Annotated in this window: 10 protein-coding genes; 5 read left to right on the top strand and 5 right to left on the bottom strand. The window is 72.9% G+C overall.

Annotation, left to right across the window (positions count from 1 at the left end; translation table 11 throughout):
* Positions 1–37 precede the first annotated feature (37 nt).
* Positions 38–1,336 carry a crotonyl-CoA carboxylase/reductase gene (gene ccrA, locus AB0I79_RS56270; protein ID WP_357893047.1) on the bottom strand — a complete coding sequence of 433 codons (1,299 nt, stop codon included), beginning with the start codon at positions 1,334–1,336 and terminating at the stop codon, positions 38–40.
* Positions 1,333–7,053, bottom strand: coding sequence for an SDR family NAD(P)-dependent oxidoreductase (locus AB0I79_RS56265; RefSeq protein ID WP_357893045.1), 5,721 nt, complete (start codon positions 7,051–7,053; stop codon positions 1,333–1,335). Before AB0I79_RS56265 ends, ccrA begins: the two co-directional genes overlap by 4 nt.
* A gap of 217 nt (positions 7,054–7,270) precedes the next feature.
* Here AB0I79_RS56265 and AB0I79_RS56260 point away from each other — a divergent pair, with 217 nt between their 5' ends.
* Positions 7,271–8,353, top strand: a complete 1,083-nt coding sequence (locus AB0I79_RS56260) for an alpha/beta hydrolase family protein (protein WP_357893043.1) — start codon at positions 7,271–7,273, stop codon at positions 8,351–8,353.
* A gap of 16 nt (positions 8,354–8,369) precedes the next feature.
* Here AB0I79_RS56260 and AB0I79_RS56255 read toward each other — a convergent pair whose 3' ends face one another.
* The 3 genes from AB0I79_RS56255 to AB0I79_RS56245 form a co-directional block, all read right to left on the bottom strand.
* On the bottom strand, positions 8,370–9,401 hold the full coding sequence (locus AB0I79_RS56255; RefSeq protein WP_357893041.1) for a methyltransferase domain-containing protein: 1,032 nt from the start codon (positions 9,399–9,401) through the stop codon (positions 8,370–8,372).
* Between the two features lie 16 nt (positions 9,402–9,417).
* On the bottom strand, positions 9,418–9,750 hold the full coding sequence (locus AB0I79_RS56250) for a hypothetical protein (protein WP_253756020.1): 333 nt from the start codon (positions 9,748–9,750) through the stop codon (positions 9,418–9,420).
* 162 nt (positions 9,751–9,912) lie between these two features.
* A complete protein-coding gene (locus tag AB0I79_RS56245) occupies positions 9,913–12,036 on the bottom strand; it encodes an alpha-galactosidase (protein ID WP_357893038.1) in 2,124 nt (707 codons plus the stop codon).
* Positions 12,037–12,191: 155 nt separating this feature from the next.
* Here AB0I79_RS56245 and AB0I79_RS56240 point away from each other — a divergent pair, with 155 nt between their 5' ends.
* The 4 genes from AB0I79_RS56240 to AB0I79_RS56225 are packed head-to-tail and all read left to right on the top strand — an operon-like array spanning position 12,192 to position 16,589.
* Entirely contained in the window at positions 12,192–13,346 is a 1,155-nt protein-coding gene (locus AB0I79_RS56240; protein WP_357893036.1) for an ROK family transcriptional regulator, read from the top strand.
* 29 nt (positions 13,347–13,375) lie between these two features.
* Positions 13,376–14,338 carry a sugar ABC transporter permease gene (locus AB0I79_RS56235; protein WP_357893032.1) on the top strand — a complete coding sequence of 321 codons (963 nt, stop codon included), beginning with the start codon at positions 13,376–13,378 and terminating at the stop codon, positions 14,336–14,338.
* Positions 14,338–15,216 (top strand): carbohydrate ABC transporter permease, encoded by an 879-nt coding sequence (locus AB0I79_RS56230; protein ID WP_357893030.1) that lies wholly within the window; start codon positions 14,338–14,340, stop codon positions 15,214–15,216. Before AB0I79_RS56235 ends, AB0I79_RS56230 begins: the two co-directional genes overlap by 1 nt.
* 32 nt (positions 15,217–15,248) lie before the next feature.
* Positions 15,249–16,589, top strand: coding sequence for a sugar ABC transporter substrate-binding protein (locus AB0I79_RS56225; RefSeq protein WP_357893028.1), 1,341 nt, complete (start codon positions 15,249–15,251; stop codon positions 16,587–16,589).
* The last annotated feature ends 91 nt before the right edge of the window (positions 16,590–16,680 follow it).

The following is a 16,680-nucleotide window of genomic DNA, read 5'->3' as shown; positions in this document are numbered from 1 at the left end:
GGATGTTATAGACGGAGCGCTCCGCTCCGCAAGAGGGTCAGCGCGGACGGAACAGGCGCAGCCGATCCTCGCCGACCCGTTCCCGCAGCTCGGGGTCCTCGACGCCGAGCCCCTCCGCCGGCGCCAGGGCCAGCACGCCCACCTTCCCCACGTGCTGGTTGAGCTGCACGGCACGGGCCGCGTCCGCCGCGCGGGCCAGCGGGTACACGCAGGAGAGCGTCGGGTGGATCAGGCCCAGCGAGATGAGCCGGTTCACCTCGTGGCACTCCTGGTAGTTCGCGCCGTGGGAGCCGATGATCCGCTTGAGCTTCATCCACAGGTGGCGGTTGTCGTACTCGTGGGCGTACCCGCTGGACGAGCCGCACGTCACCACCGAGCCGCCCCGCCTGGCCACGTACACCGAGGCGCCGAACGTCTCCCTGCCCGTGTGCTCGAACACGATGGCCGGGTCCTCCCCCACCAGCCGCCTGACCTCCGCGCCCAGCCGCCGCCAGGCCTTCTCGTCGCTCAGGTCGTCGAACTGCGCGCGGTCGACGACGTGCGGGCAGCCCATCCTGCGCAGCAGCTCCGCCTTCTCCGGCGAGCTGACCACGCCGACGGGGATGCCGCCGCCGCCCAGCACGAGCTGCACGCCGTACCCGCCGAGGCCGCCCGTCGCGCCCCACAGCAGCACCACGTCACCCTGCTTCATCCGCGCGCCGCGCTCGCCGACCAGCATCCGGTACGCGGTGGAGGCGCACAACATGTTGCAGGCCGCCTCCTCCCACGTCAGGTGCCGGGGCTTGGGCAGCAGCTGGGTGGCCTTGACCACGGCGAAGTCCGCCAGGCCGCCGAAGTTCGTCTCGAAGCCCCAGGCCCGCAGGTCGGCGGCGAGCATGCCGTCGTGCTGCACGACCGGGTCCTCGCCGTCCACGTACGCGGGGCTGGTCACCACCCGGTCGCCGATCCGCCACCGGCGCACCGCCCTGCCGGTCCTGACGACCACCCCCGCCGCGTCCGAGCCGAGGACGTGCGTGGGCAGATCGTGCCTCGGGTCCGTACGCCCGAACCGCTCCAGGAACGCGAACGTCGGGATCGGCTCGAACATCGCCGACCAGACCGTGTTGAAGTTGATCGCGCTGGCCAGCACCGCGATCAGCACCTCGTCCTCGGCCAGCTCCGGCATCGGCACCTCGCCGACGTGCAACGTCCTGCGCACGTCCTTGTCGGGCTCGTCCTGGTCGAACGTGCCCACCTCGTCCTTGCGCAGGTGGGCGGCCCGGTAGGTGGCGGGCACGTCCAGCCGCGCCAGCTCGGCAGGCTCCGCGCCTGCCACCACTGCCTGTGCCAGCGTCATAGCAGTCCTCCCAGGTGCTCGGCGATGACCTCGACGTGCGGGGGATCGAGCAGGTCGAGGTGGTGCGCCCCGGGGATCTCGACGATCTCCAGGTCGGTGCAGTACGGCCCGAAGCCCCTGGCCGGGTCGCCCTCGTGGGCGTAGCGGGGGTCCCGTACGGTCCAGGGGGTGGGCTCGGTGGAGCGGTAGAGCACGACCCGGCCGCGGTACGGGGCCTCGGGGCGGTAACGTTCGATGGCCCTGGTGTCCGCGTGCGAGGTGAGCTGGTGGCGGAGCACCGCGCCGGGCAACGCCTCCATGGCTCCCGACTCGGCCATCGTGGCCCTCACCAGGGCCGTGCGGGCGTCCTCCGCCAGGTCGAGCAGCTCGGCCGGGTCCAGGTCGACCTCCACGCCGTACGTCCTGCTCAGGTGGGCCGCGAAGTCCGCGTAACGGCGGGCCTCGATCTCCCGGCGGGCCGCCTCGGGCACCTGCTCCGGCAGACCCGAGTCGATCATGGCCACCAGCTCGACGTCCGTCTCGCCGAGCCGGCGGGCGATCTCGAACGCCAGGATCCCGCCGAAAGACCACCCACCCAGCCGGTACGGCCCCGGCCCCGCCTCCCTGATCGCCACGGCGTAGCGTTCTGCGCGCTCGGGGATGCCCAGCGGGTTGTCCAGGGGGTCCAGGGTGTCGTCCAGGCGTTCGAGGCCGCGGACGGGGGTGGTGGGGAGGCGGTCGGCGAGGAGCGCGTACACGCCGGTGGTGCCGCCCGCGGGGTGCGCGAGGAAGAGCGGCCTCCCGGCGGTGACGGCGTTCAGCCGCCGCACGACCCCCCGCCTGGCCTCCGCCTCGTCAAGCCCGCGCACCACCTCGGCCAGTTCCGCCACGCTCACCGCACCCGGCCCGCCAGCGGTGCCAGGAGGCGGGGAGACCGGCCCGCCAGCGGTGCCAGGAGGCGGGGAGACCGGCCCGCCAGCGGTGCCAGGAGGCAGGGAGACGGGCCTGCCGAGCTCGCGGCTCAGGAGAGCGAGCGCCTCGGACAGAACGTCCGGCGGGACGGGGTCCGTTACGGAGGGCTCGCGGCCGAGAAGCCCGGCGAGCACCCGTGCCACCTGCCGCTCCGCCGCGTCCCTGGCCGCGACGGCGGGGGCGGCCATCGCCAGGCCCAGCTCGGAGGCGACCATGCCCGCGAGGGTGCCCACCGTGCTTCCCGTGAGCATGGGCGCGGTGGGCACCGTGACGCCGAAGTCGTGCTCGATCGTGCCCCGCAGCCGGGTCGCGGCCAGCGAGTCCAGCCCGAGGTCTGTCAGCACCGCACCCGAGCCCAGCCCGTCCGCGACCACCCCCAGCACGGCGGCCACCCGCTCCCGGACCCGCACGAACACGTCTTCAGGCGTGAGCGTGGCCAGATCCAGGGGGGTGGCGGGCCCGGCCTGCGCGTGCGCAAGGCCGGAGGAGCCGTGCGCGGGGGCGGACGAACCATCCGCGCGACCGGAGGAGCCGTGAGGGCGGGCGGACGAACCATCCGCATGGCCGGAGGAGCCGTGTGGGCGGGCAGACGCTTCGCTTGCTATGTCGGAGAAGTACGGAATGCGGGCGATGGCCGGAAATATCGTGAGTGCTTGCCTGACATCCACCTTCACGACTCCGGCCGACACCCCGCCCCGGATCAGCGTCTCCAGCGCCTCAAGCCCCTCCTCGGCTGTCAGCGGTTCCACGGCAGGCAGCCCGGCGTCGGCGGAAGTCCCCGCCCACGGCCCCCAGGCGATGGCGACCCCGGGCAGCCCGTCCGCCCGGCGCAGCTCGCACAGCCCGTCCAGCCAGGCGTTCGCCGCCGCGTAGGCTGCCTGCCCCGGAGAGCCGAGCATCCCGGCCGCCGACGAGAACGCCACCCACCAGTCCAGGTCCAGGGACTTGGTGGCGTCGTGCAGCCGCAACCCGCCGTCCACCTTGGCCGCCCACACCCGTTCGAGGCTTCCGGGGTCCAGATCGGCGATCAGGCTGTCGTCCAGCACACCGGCCGCGTGGATCACGCCGCGCAGCCGCATCCCGCCGGCCGTCGCCGCCGCCACCAGCCGCTCCGCCGTGCCGGGCCGCGCGAGATCCCCGGCCACCACCTGCGCGACCCCGTCGGCGGCAGCCTCGGACCGGCCGTTCAGCACGATGCGGGTCGCGCCGCGCCCGGCCAGCCAGCGCGCGACGAGCCGGCCGAGCCTGCCGGTCCCGCCGGTGACGATGTACGCGCCCGCCCCGACGACGGCGTCCGCGTCACCGGCGGACCGGGCCCGGGCGCGGGCGGACAGGACCGAGGTGTGAGCGGGCGGTGACGGGGCGCGGCGCAGGCGGGCCGCATATCGGACCCCGCCGCGCCAGGCCACCTCGTCATCCGCCACCTCACCGCCCGCGCCGCGCGCCGCGTTCTCGCCGCAGGTCAGCTCCGTCGCCAGGTCGGCGAGGTCGTCGAAGTCCACGAGGGTGGCGGGCAGCTCGGGCCGTTCCAGGGCGAGGACGCGGACCAGCCCGCGTAACGCCGCAGGCCCCGGGTCGGGTCGCTCGCCTTCCAGGACGGCCTGCGCCCGCTCGGTCCCGATCGAGACCCGGCAGCCCCGCGCGACCAGGGCGGCGACCACCAGGATCACCCGCCGAGCCGCCGCCGGATCGAGCTCCCGGGAAGGCAGCACGAGCACGGACGACGCGGGGCCGAGCCCGCCGGGAAGCAGCGCGGGGCCGAGCCCGCCGGGGAGCAGCGCGGCGCCGGCCTCCCCGCGTGGCACCGTGAGGAGCGTGCAGGTGGGGCCGAGCAGGGAAGACAGGCGGGCCGCCCGCGCGTCCCCCTCATCGGCCATGATGAGCCATGCGCGGGGCGAGCCCGCCTCCCGTGGTGGCGCGGGAGCCCACTCTCTTGTGACCAGTTTGCCGTCCGGCGAGTCCGGCGAGTCCGGCGGGGCCAGCGGGGGCAGGCCGCCGGCCCAGTGGCGGACGTGGTGCCACGGCGAGTGCGGCACGTCCACGACGCGCCCCCAGGTACGCGGGGCGACGGCGGTGGCGGCGGTCGCGAGCTGGGTGTAGAGGTCGCCGGTCGTCAGCACGGCGGCGGGCGGCAGGGTGTCGCGCAGCGCGCCGGTCAGCACGGGATGCGGGCTCACCTCGGTGAAGAGGGTGCAGCCGTCCTCGACGGCAGCGCGTACGGCCTGCATGAGCCGCACGGGACGCCGCACCCCGGCCGCCCAGTAGGCCCCCTCGAACACCGGCGCCTCCCGGGGATCCTCGAAGACCACCGAGTAGTACGGCACCGCGGGCTTCCCCCCGGCGATCCCGGCCAGCTCCTCCCTGAGCACCGGCAGCAGCGGCTTGACCTGTGGCGAATGCCCGGCCCCCTCGGCCGTGAGCGTCCTGGCGAACAGCCCTCGCCCCGCCACCGACTCTGCGAAGGCCGCCACCCGCTCCGGCTCCCCCGTGACCACGCACTGCCCCGGCGCCGAGTAGACGGCCACGTGCAGGTCGGCGGGCACCTCGCGGGCGTCCACCCCCACCACGGCCATCGCCCCGCCGCCGCCCAGCCCGCCGAGGAGCCTGGCCCGCGTGCAGATGACCTTGACGGCGTCCCGCAGCGGGAGCCCGCCCGCCACGACGGCCGCCGCCACCTCCCCCATCGAGTGCCCGATCACGGCGGCCGGTTCGAACCCGTAGGCGCGCCAGGTCTCCGCCAGCGCGAGCTGGGCCGTGAAGAGGATCGGCTGGATCTCGGCGACGCCGGTGGGGAGCGGGTCGTGCACGTCGATGCCGGCCTCGGCGGCGAGCAGCGGGGCGACGGCGTCGACCGTCCGCCGGTACGCGGGCTCGGCGTCGTAGAGGCCCAGGTCGGGAGGCTGGGGCCGGTAGCCGCCGAAGACCCACACGGGCCCGGTACCCGCCGCCTGGACGGGCCGCGGGTCGCGGAGCCGTTCGGCCAGCTCCGCGGCGTCACCGGCCACCACGGCGGCGGCCACCCTGCCCCGTCCGGCGCGCCGGGCGAGGGTGTGGGCGACGTCCCGCAGTCCGGCGTCGGGTCGCCAGGCGGCCATCGCGCGGGCGTGCTCGCGGACCCTGGCCTCGGTGGTGTCGGTGAGCAGGAAGACGTGCTTGGCGGTGCTCCCGCGCGGCGAGCCGGCCGTGCGGGCGCCGCCCCCGTCCAGCGTGGTCCGCGGCGGGCCATCCGTCTGTACGCCGTAGGCGTCCAGGGCGACGTGCGCGTTCGTGCCGCCGAACCCGAACGCCGACACCCCCGCCCGCGCGTCCGCCCGTGGCCAGGGGGTCGGCGAGGTGACGACCTTCAGCGTGTCCCAGGGGATGTGCGGGTTCGGGCGGCGGAAGTGCAGGCTGGGCGGGATGACGCCGTGGTGCAGGGCGAGCACGGTCTTGATGAGCCCGGCGACGCCGGCGGCGGCCTCCAGGTGGCCGAGGTTCGTCTTGGCGGAGCCGAGCAGCACCGGCGTGCGGATGGCGGCGGCGATGGCGCGGGCCTCGATCGGGTCCCCGAGGAACGTGCCCGTCCCGTGGGCCTCGATGTAGTCGGGCCCGCGATCCCCGTACACCTGCCGCAGCAGCGCCTCCTGCGCCTCCGGGTTGGGGGCGACGAGGCCGTTGGAGCGGCCGTCCTGGTTGACGGCGGTGGCGCCGACCAGGGCGAGCACGCGGTCCCCGTCCCGGATGGCGTCCGCCAGCCGCTTGAGCACCACCACCCCGCACCCTTCGGCCCGCACCATCCCGTCGGCCGAGGCGTCGAACGCCTTGCACCGCCCGTCGGGCGCGGTGCCGCCGCCCCGGTCGAAGGCCAGGGTGATCACCGGGGACAGCAGCAGGTTCACGCCGGCGGCCAGCGCCAGGTCGCACTCGCCCGCGCGCAGGCTGGAGACCGCCAGGTGGGTGGCGACGAGGGAGGAGGAGCAGGCGGTGTCCACCGCCATGGAGGGGCCACGCAGGTCGAGCAGGTAGGACAGGCGGTTGGCGCCCATGCCGAGCGCGGCGCCGGTGGCCGTCCAGGCGTCCACGGAGGCCAGGTCGGCGGTGGTCAGGTACGCGTACTCGTTGCCGGAGATCCCGGTCCACACACCGGTGCGCGTGCCGGCGAGCGACCTGGGGGCGATGCCGCCGTGTTCGAGCGCCTCCCAGGCGGTCTCCAGGAGCAGCCGCTGCTGCGGGTCCATGGCCGCCGCCTCGCCGGGCGCGATGCCGAAGAACTCCGCGTCGAACCCGGCCACGTCGTCGAGGAACCCGCCGTGCCGGCCGGCCCCCGCGGCCGCCGCCTCGAACGCCTCCCACCGCTCCGCGGCCCCCGTCCCGGACGCCTCCCGCCGCCCCGCGATCGCCGTCCCGAACGCCTCCCACCGCCCGGCGGGCACCTCGCCGACCGCGTCGCGCCCCTCGATGAGCAGCTCCCAGTACGCCCGTGGCCCGTGCGCGCCGGGGAAGCGGCAGCCGACGCCGACCACGGCGACGGGCTCGCCGGCAGGGGGCGCGGCGCGCACGGGGGTGCCGGGGGCGGCCAGCGCGCGGGCCAGGCGGTTGACGGTGGGGTGCTCCCACAGGAGCGTCGGGCTCAGCTCCCGGCCCAGCAGCTCGCCCAGCTCGGCCGCCACGGCCACCGACTCGCGCGAGGAGAGCCCGTACTCGCCCAGGGGCCGGTCGGGGTCCACGTGCTCGCCGAGCCGCTCGACGAGGAAGCGGCGGATCTCACCTTCGCCGGGTACGTCCATCAGCGCTCCCATGCATGTGGGGTGATCGGCCAAGATACCCACGGGCCCGGGGCGAGGGTCAGGCCCGGACGGAACATTCCTCGGCCGCGTTTTGTCACGGCGGTGATGATTTATCCGGCGTGACGTAACGAGAGGCGGAATTTCGTACGGACGCTCATAGCCGTGCCGCCGCCCCACCGCCTACCCTCGCCTGCACTGCCGGCGAAGGAGCCCGACCATGTCATCAAGCATGCGCCGCCTGCTGGCCGTGGCGGCGGTGCCGCTGCTCGTCCTGTCCGCCCCGGGCGTCTCCACCGCCCGCGCCGACCCCGACTGGTCGCTCGTCCCCGAGGGCTCGGCCTCGGAGCAGCCCAGCGCGAAGCCGACGCGGCCCCCCGCCCAGGACAGCGGTCACCTGCCGTGGCAGAAGGCGCTGCCCGGGCAGGCCCGCGTGGTGCGCGAGCGCCGCCTCGACGCCCGCACCCTGGACATCCTGATCTCCTCGCCGTCGGTCGGCCGCATGCTGCCGGTCCGGCTGCTCCTCCCCCAGGGCTGGTCGAAGAGCGCCGGACGCACGTGGCCGGTGCTGTACCTGCTGCACGGCGGCGCGGACGACTACACCTCGTGGACCCGCATGACCGACGTCTCCACCTACACCGCCGACCTGGACGCCATCGTCGTCATGCCGGAGGCGGGCCGCGCCGGCAACTACACGGACTGGTACAACGGCGGCAGGGGCGGGCCGCCCGCGTGGGCCACGTTCCACACCTACGAGGTGCGCCGGCTGCTGGAGATCGGCTACCGCGCCGGCAGCCGCCGCGCGATCGCGGGCCTGTCGATGGGCGCGTACGGCGCCGTCAAGTACGCCGCCCGCCATCCCGGCATGTTCCGCTTCGCCGGGGCGTACAGCGGCATCCTGGCCACCCGCCTGCCCGGCATCCCGGCGGTCATCATGAACGCCCAGGCCAGCGAGAAGCAGGACCCGCTGGCGCTGTGGGGCGACCCGAAACGCGACAAGCGGGTGTGGGCCGCCAACGACCCCCTGGCCCTCGCCGCGAACCTCAAGGGCGTCAGCCTCTACCTCTCCAGCGGCACCAACAGCTTCAACGGCCCGCTCGACCCGCCGGGCTCGCCGTGGCATCCGGCGCACCTGGGCGAGCCGATCTCGGCGTACACGGGCAAGGCGCTGAGCAAGCGGCTCAAGCGGCTGCGCATCCCGCACACGCTCCACCTGTACGGGAACGGCACGCACACCTGGCCGTACTGGATCAGGGAGTTCAAGAGCTCGTACCCGATGATCCGCAAGGCGCTCGGGGCCTGATCCGGGGAGAAGGCTCTCAGGGGACGGCCGCCCGCACGTCCCAACCGGAGCCGCGCCGGTGCAGGCGCGGCACCAGGTCGGCCATGCCGGGCCGCCCCCGCTCGCGCCACTCCAGCGCCCACCCGTCGAGCCGCTCGGCCGCGGCGGAGGCGCCCGCCACGAACAGGTCGCCCGAGAGGCCCGCCAGCGCCACGCCCCCCGGGTCCGAGCAGCCGACGCCCCAGCCCTGGTCGCCGAGGGCGGCTGTGGTCAGCCCTTCCGGCCGGGCCGCCATGAGGTAGGCGTGCAGGTCGACGGCGCCCAGCCATCCGGTGCCCCCGCGCCCATCGGTGATCATCAGTTCGAGCAGCCGCATGCCGACGGCCGGCTCGTGGGCGCGCAGCCACTCGGCCGCCACCCACCACATCCGGCCCGCCGCGTCGCGGGTGAGCGCGTCCACGCCGTAGGAGGGCACCGGCCACTGGTCGTGCGGCTCGGGCCTGGCCTCGGCGAAGCCGCCCGGCATCAGCAGGTCGGCGGCGAGCCGGTCGGGGCCGGCGCCGCGGCGGAGCCGTACCACGGCCATGGCGCGGGCCAGCGGGGCGAGGTGCACCGGGGTGACGATCACCGCGCCCGGCGCGGCCTGCCGCACCCACACGTCCGGGACGCGTACGGGCGTGACCCACGCGATCACCCGGTCGTAACGCGATTCCGGCGCCCAGCGCGTGCCATCGCCCGTCACCAGCCGCACGTTGCGGCACCCGTCGTCCGCCAGCAGGCGCGCGGCCCGCCCGGTCAGCCGCGCGTCGATGTCGACGGAGGTGACGTGCCCGCCCGGCCCGACCAGCCGCGACAGCACGGCCGCGGAGAACCCGGACCCGGTGCCGATCTCCAGCACCCGGTGCCCCGGCTCCACCTCCAGCCGCTCCAGCATGCCGCCGACGACGGCCGGGGCGGAGGTCTGCGGCAGCCGGGCACCGCCGGGCAGGACGGTGTAGGCGGGCCCGTCCACGCAGGCCAGGGCGCGTCGCACGGCCTCACCGGCGATCGCGTCCCAAGCCTGCGTCATACGAGAGATCGCCCCCCTACGGCACGTCGAAGGTCTTGCGGTTGCCGGCCCCGATGACCTCGATCCCCTTGGTGCCGAGGATGCCGTCGAGCGGCAGCGACACCGTGTAGGGGGCCGTGGCGGGCAGCCCGATGCCGGGCAGCGACCCGATGACCTCGATGCCCCAGTACTCCGGCTGCTGGATGTAGACCAGCGGGGAGAGCGAGACCGTCATGTTGAGGTACGGCTTCGTACCGCTGACGATGAGGATGAACGACCTGGGCACGATGCCGGGGACGACCCGCGCCTCCTCGAAGTCGATGAGCCGTACGGACGACGGAGCGGGCAGTTCGGCGAAGTTCTCGACCATGGTGAAGCCCCCTTCATGACGAGTGAAACCCCCACGCGGGCCACCACCGCCGATGCGGCCGGCGACCCGCCCCATGGCTCAAACTCTCATGCCCCGCCCGAGCCGCGACAGGTCCACTGGACACTCCACGAGACCCTAACGGCCAGGACATGCCCAGCCGATCTACAGCTTCCTGAGCACCACCAGCTCGCTGCGGTGGTCGGCCCCGATCGGCTCCCAGGCGGCGGGCCTGATGCCGGCGCCCATGAGCGTGCCGCCGTGCCAGCGGGAGCCGTCGGCCTCCAGCTCGTACAGCGCCTCCGGGTCGAGCCCGGTCAGCCGGAGCGTGCGCGGCCCGCGCTTGGCGTTGCCGAGCGGGTTGTAGACCAGCACCACGACCTGGTCGTCCAGCACGTACTGCACGGCGGAGCGCTCCTGCCCCGGCGTGCCGGCCAGCCGGTACTGCGCCCCGTGCTGCACGGTCCTGCGTACCCGCTTGTACTGGGCGATCAGCTCGGCGGCCGTCTCCAGCTCGCCGGAGGTCCACTCCGACAGGTTCCCGCCGACGCCCAGCACGCCCGCCATCGCCACGTGGAAGCGGTAACGCAGCGGCATCGCGCGCTTGGTGGTCGGGTTGGGCGAGTCGGTGACCCAGGCGGACATGGCGCTGGCCGGGTAGAGCTGGGAGAAGCCGTGCTGCACGGTCTGCCGGTCGCGGGCGTCGGTGTTGTCCGAGGGCCAGACCTCGTCGGTGTAGCGCAGGATCCCGTAGTCGATGCGCCCGCCGCCGCCGGCGCACGACTCGATCCGCAGCCCGGGGTGCCGCTCGCGCAGCATCCGCATCACCTCGTAGACGCCGCGGGTGTGCTCGATCCAGACCCGGTCCTGGTCGCCGGCCCGCTCGGGCCAGCCGGCCTGGGTGAACGGGCGGTTCATGTCCCACTTGAGGTAGTCGAGGCCGAGCTCGGTGACGAGCTCGTCGAGCCAGCCGAGCGCCCACTCGCGTACGTCGTCGCGGGCGAAGTTGAGCACGAGCTGGCCGCGCTTCTCGTCGCGGCGGCGGTGCTCCAGGTGCAGCGCCCAGTCGGGGTGCGCCCGGTAGAGCTCGCTCTCCTTGCTCAGCCCTTCGGGCTCCACCCACAGCCCGACGCGCAGGCCCAGGTCGCGGATGCCGTCGAGCATGCCGCGCAGCCCGTCGGGGAACCGCTCGCGATGCGGGAACCAGTCGCCCAGCGAAGTGGTGTCGTCGTCGCGGCGGCCGAACCAGCCGTCGTCGATCACGAACAGCTCGACGCCCAGCGAGGCGGCGGTCTTGGCCAGTTCGAGCTGCTGCGCCTCGGTGACGGCGAACGTCGTGGCCTCCCACGAGTTGTACAGCACGGGCCGCTCCTCGAAGGGGGTCGGCAGCACGTGCCCGCGGGCGTACGCGTGCCAGGCCCGGCTGGCCCCGCCGAACCCGCCGGTGCTGTAGAGCCCCAGCACGGACGGCGTGACGAGCTCCTCGCCCGGCCCGAGCGTCCAGCGCAGGCCGTCGTGGCCGAAGCCGCCGGAGACGCAGACGCCGCCCTCCGGCCGCTGCGTGGTGGTCAGGCGCCAGCTCCCGCTCCAGGCCAGGGCGACGCCCCAGACCTCGCCGTGCTCCTCGGTGGCCTCCCCGGCGTCGATCATCACCCACGGGTTCGCCACGTGGCTGGTGATGCCCTGGCGGCTGGTGAAGACCAGCTCGCCGACCGGCAGCGGGCCGCGCTGGAGCTGCGACTCCTCCGCCCAGGCGCCGAAGACGCCGCTGTAGCGGTAGGCCGGGGCGTCGGGGACGAACCAGTTGCCGGAGTCCAGGCGGGTGACGGTGACCTCGGCGCCGGCCCTGACGGTGGTCCAGCGCTCGATGACGTCGGTGTCGTCGCGTACCCGGAGCGACAGCACGACCTCGAACGGGTGGTGGGCGTCGGCCAGCAGCACGTCGAGCCGCTCGGCGCCGCCGCCCTCGTCGTGCCGCCGCGCCCCGGCGAAGCGCAGCTCCAGGGAGCGCGTGTGGCCGAACGCGACCTGCAGCGAGGGCGAGCCCCACCGCTTGCCGCCGTCCACCGGCAGCAGTTCCTCGATCTCCGCGGGCGTGGAGAAGCTGGAGACGTGCCGCCTGGGCAGGCCGGTGACCTGCCGCGCGGCCTCGGCGGAGAGGCGTGGGCCCCAGTACGTCTGCCGCGGCGCGGCCTCACCGGTGTCCGGGTCGATCTCCACGCCTACGACGTACGTGGAGGTGGGCGTGGTGAGCGCCCAATGGTGGTCGTCGAGCGGGATTACAGGCATCGGCGTCCCCCGAGCTGCTGGTTCGATCAGGCGGCTGGAGACTAACCCGCTTTAATGCACTTGGTCAATGAAAGACAGACACAGGACGAGAGAAGCTGTGATCCACACCACGGCTTTACTTGACAAGGAGAACAAATAACCCCAACCATGGCCCCGTGTTCTCACACACCGCCACGGACCATGTGCGGCTCACCGACGCCATGCGCTCCGTGTTCGTCGAGCTGCTCGTGCACGGCCCCCTGTCCAGGGCGGAGGTGGCACGGCGGCTGACCCTGTCGCCGTCCGCGCTGACCAAGCTGACCAGGCCGCTCATCGAGGCGGGTTACCTGCTGGAGGCGACCGGCGAGGAGGGCCCGGCGACCGTCGGGCGGCCCTCGCAGCCGCTGCAGGTGGACGCCTCGCGCATGTCGTTCGTCGGGGTCAAGCTCACCGAGGACGAGCTGTTCGCCGTACGCACCGACCTGGCGGCCACCGTGCACGGGGAGACGTCCAGGCCGCTCGCGGACCACGACATCGACCACGTGCTCGGCCGGATCGTCGAGGCGGTCGAGGAGCTGACCGTGCCGGAGCGGCCCCTGTCGGCCGTCGGCATCAGCCTGGCCGGCACCGCCACGCCGAGCGACCCCGTCGTGCACACCTCCCCGTTCCTCGGCTGGAGCCAGCTACCGCTGGCCGAGCTGGTCGAGCGGGCCGTGAACGTGCCGACCGTGCTGGACAACGACGTGCGCGCGCTGACGGCCGTGCAGCAGTGGTTCGGCGAGGGCGTGGGGCACTCGTCGTTCGCGCTGGTCACGGTCGGGGCGGGCATCGGCTGCGGGCTCGTCATCGGCGACCGGCTGGTGACCGGGCAGTCGGGCGCCAGCGGGCTGGTGGGCCACCTGCAGATCGACGACCGCGGCCCCCTGTGCGAGCGGGGTCACCGCGGCTGCGCCCGCGCGTACGCCTCCTCCCCGTCCATCCGCCGCTCGATCGCCACCACGATCGCCCGGCCCGAGCTCACCTTCGACGACTGCCTGGCGCTGGCGGCCGACGGACACCCCGTCGCCCGCCGCGTGCTCGACGAGGCCGGCGCCGCGCTCGGCCAGGTCGTCGCCACCGTCGCCAACATCACCGGGCCCGAGCTCGTCGTCCTGTCCGGCGAGTCGGTCCACATGTACGACGTGTGCGCACAGGCGTTCCACACCGCCCTCGCCGCGCACACGCACTGGACGGCCGGCCCCGTACGGGTCGCCGTCAAGCCCTTCGCCTTCAACGAGTGGGCCAGGGGAGCGGCCGTCACCGCTCTCCAGCATCTGCTGTTGCACCGCTGAACAACCGCCGGCGGGCACTAGGAGGTCAGTTGACCAGTGATACCGTCCGCGCCGCCCCCCGCACCCCATCCGGAACAGTGCCCGGGACAGTGCCCAGGACTCCCCCACCGCCCTTTCGACGCCGACTCGGTGATCTGCCCGTCGCCGTCCTGTTCGTCCTCCCCGCCGCGATCGGCTTCGCGCTCTTCTACCTCTGGCCCGCGATCCGCGGCGCGTATCTCAGCCTGACCAGGTACAACGTCCTCACGCCGCCCCGCTTCATCGGGCTGGAGAACTACGAGAAGCTGTTCGGCGACCGCCTGTTCTGGAACGCGCTGAAGGTCACCGCCGAGTACGTGGTGCTCAACATCGTCTCGCAGACGGTGATCTCCATGCTGCTGGCCGTCCTGCTGTACCGGCTGACGAAGTCCATGCTGGTGCGCGGGATCGTGCTGCTGCCCTACCTCGTCGCCAACGTGATCGTGGCCCTGCTGTGGTTCTGGATGCTGGACTTCCAGCTCGGCGTGGTCAACAACCTCATCGAGTGGCTGGGCTTCGACCGGGTCGCGTTCTTCGGCTCCGACCTGGCCATCCCCACCATCGCGGGGATCAACACCTGGCGGCACATGGGTTACACCGCGCTGCTCATCTTCGCCGGGCTGCAGATGATCCCGCCCAGCGTGTACGAGGCCGCCGCCATCGACGGGGCCTCGGAGTGGCGCACGTTCTGGCGGGTCACGCTGCCGCTGCTGCGGCCGGTGATGGCGCTGGTCATGGTGCTCAGCGTGATCGGCTCCTTCCAGGTCTTCGACACGATCGCCGTCACCACGGCGGGCGGGCCGATCAACGCCACCAGGGTCATCTACTTCTACATCTACGACCTGGCGTTCAACCGGTTCAACTTCGGCTACGCCGCCGCGCTGTCGTCCGTGCTGTTCGTGCTGCTCGCCGGGGTCGCGTACCTGCAGCTGCGCCTCTCCCGCGCCGGCGAGTCCGATCTGAGGGGGGCGTGATGGCCCGGATCCGATGGGGCAGGGTGGCGGGCTGGGCCGTGCTCGTCCTGGTCATGCTGGTGACGCTGTTCCCGTTCTACTGGATGTTGCGCACGTCCTTCTCCAACACCCGCGCGCTGGCCGCGGGGGCAGCCGACCTGCTGCCCGTGGACTTCACGCTCGGCGCCTACCGCCGGGTGCTCGGCCTGTCGAGCACCGCGGAGGCGGTGGCGGAGGGCGGGTCGAGCGGCACCGTCAACTTCTGGCTCTACCTGCGCAACTCGATCATCGTCTCCACGATCACCACGGCCGGGCAGGTCTTCTTCGGCGCGCTGGCCGCCTACGCCTTCGCGCGGCTGCGCTGGCCCGGCAGGAACGCCGTCTTCACGCTCTTCGTCACCGCGCTCATGGTGCCGCCGATCTTCACCACGCTGCCCAACTTCGTGCTGATCAAGGAGCTGGGGCTGCTCAACACCTTCCTCGGGATCGTGCTGCCGCACCTGCTCATGACGCCGTTCGCGGTGTTCTTCCTGCGGCAGTTCTTCCTCGGCATCAACGCCAGCGTGGAGGAGGCCGCCCGCATCGACGGCGCCGGGCACGTGCGCACGTTCTTCCGCATCGTGCTGCCCATGAGCCGGGGGCCCATCGCCACGCTGGCCATCCTCACCTACATCACGAGCTGGAACGACTACTTCTGGCCGCTGCTGGTCGGCAAGGCGGAGAACGTGCGGGTGCTCACGGTGGCGCTGGGCATCTTCCGCTCCCAGACGCCGCAGGGCAGCCCCGACTGGGCCGGCCTCATGGCCGCCACCCTCTTCGCCGCGCTGCCGATCATGGTGCTGTTCGCCCTGCTCGGCCGCCGCGTCATCGACTCCATCGGCTACACCGGCGTCAAGTGAGCGCCGTCCCCCCACCACGGAAGGTTGTTGTGATGAAGCGTTGTCTTGCCGTCACGGGCGCGGCGGTGCTGCTGCTGGCCGGATGCGGCGCCCAGGAGGAGCCGCAGGCCGCCGCCGGGCCCGTCACGATCGACTACTGGCTCTGGGACACCGCCCAGCAGCCCCAGTACCAGGCCTGCGCCGACGCCTTCCACAAGGCGAACCCGAACTACACCGTCAAGATCACCCAGTACGGCTGGGACGACTACTGGAACACGCTGACCACCGCCTTCGTCTCCGGCACCGCCCCCGACGTGTTCGTCGGCCACCTGTCGCGCTACCCCGAGTTCGCCGCCCAGGGCCAGATCCTGCCCCTCGACGAGAACGTCACCAAGGACAAGGTGGACCTGTCGATCTACCAGGACGGCCTGGCCGACCTGTGGGTGGCCAAGGACGGCAAGCGGTACGGGCTGCCGAAGGACTTCGACACCGTGGCGGTGATCTACAACACCGACAAGCTGAAGGAAGCCGGCATCAAGCCCGAGGAGATGGCCGAGCTCAAGTGGAACCCGCAGGACGGCGGCACGTACGAGAAGGTCATCGCCCGCCTCACCGTGGACAAGAACGGCAAGCGCGGCGACGAGCCCGGCTTCGACAAGAAGAACGTGGCCACCTACGGCCTCGGCCTGAACGGCAGCGGCGCGGGCTTCGGGCAGACCGAGTGGAGCCAGTACACGATGAGCAACGGGTGGCAGTACGGCGACCGGAACCCGTGGCCCAGCAAGTTCAACTACGCCGATCCCAAGTTCAAGGAGACCATCAAGTGGTTCTCCTCGCTCATCGACAAGGGGTACATGCCGACGATGGACATCGTCAGCTCCGGTGTCGGGCAGATCGACGCGTACGGGGCGGGCAAGTACGCGATGGTCACCGAGGGAAGCTGGAACACCAAGACGTACTGGAACCTGAAGGGCGTCAAGTCGGCCCTCGCCCCCACCCCGATCGGGCCGACCGGTAAGCGGGCCAGCCTCTTCAACGGCCTGGCCGACAACATCTCGGCCTCCACCGACAGCCCCGACGCGGCGTGGGCGTGGGTGAAGTTCCTCGGCTCGCCGGCGTGCCAGGAGGAGATCGTGGCCAAGGAGGCGATCGTCTTCCCGGCGATCAAGACGGCCACGGTGAAGGCGGAGCAGGCGTTCAAGGACGCGGGGATCGACGTCAAGCCGTTCACCATGCACGTCGAGGAGGGCACCACGCACCTGGCCCCGATCGCCGAGCACTGGGCCGACATCACCGCGACGATGACGGAGACGATGGACGCGATCTTCTCCTTCAAGGCCGACGTCAACTCGCTCGACCAGGCCAACGCCACCGTCAACGGCTACTTCGGCTGAAAACCGCGAGGGCCGGGCGCCGCCGTTCAGGCGGCATGGCCAGCGGCATCGTGTTGCAAGCGGTGCTGGGCACGGCCTTCGCGTTCGGAGC

The sequence above is a fragment of the Nonomuraea sp. NPDC050202 genome (assembly GCF_040656115.1).
Taxonomy (GTDB): domain Bacteria; phylum Actinomycetota; class Actinomycetes; order Streptosporangiales; family Streptosporangiaceae; genus Nonomuraea.
This window is presented reverse-complemented; position numbering and strand designations above follow the sequence as displayed.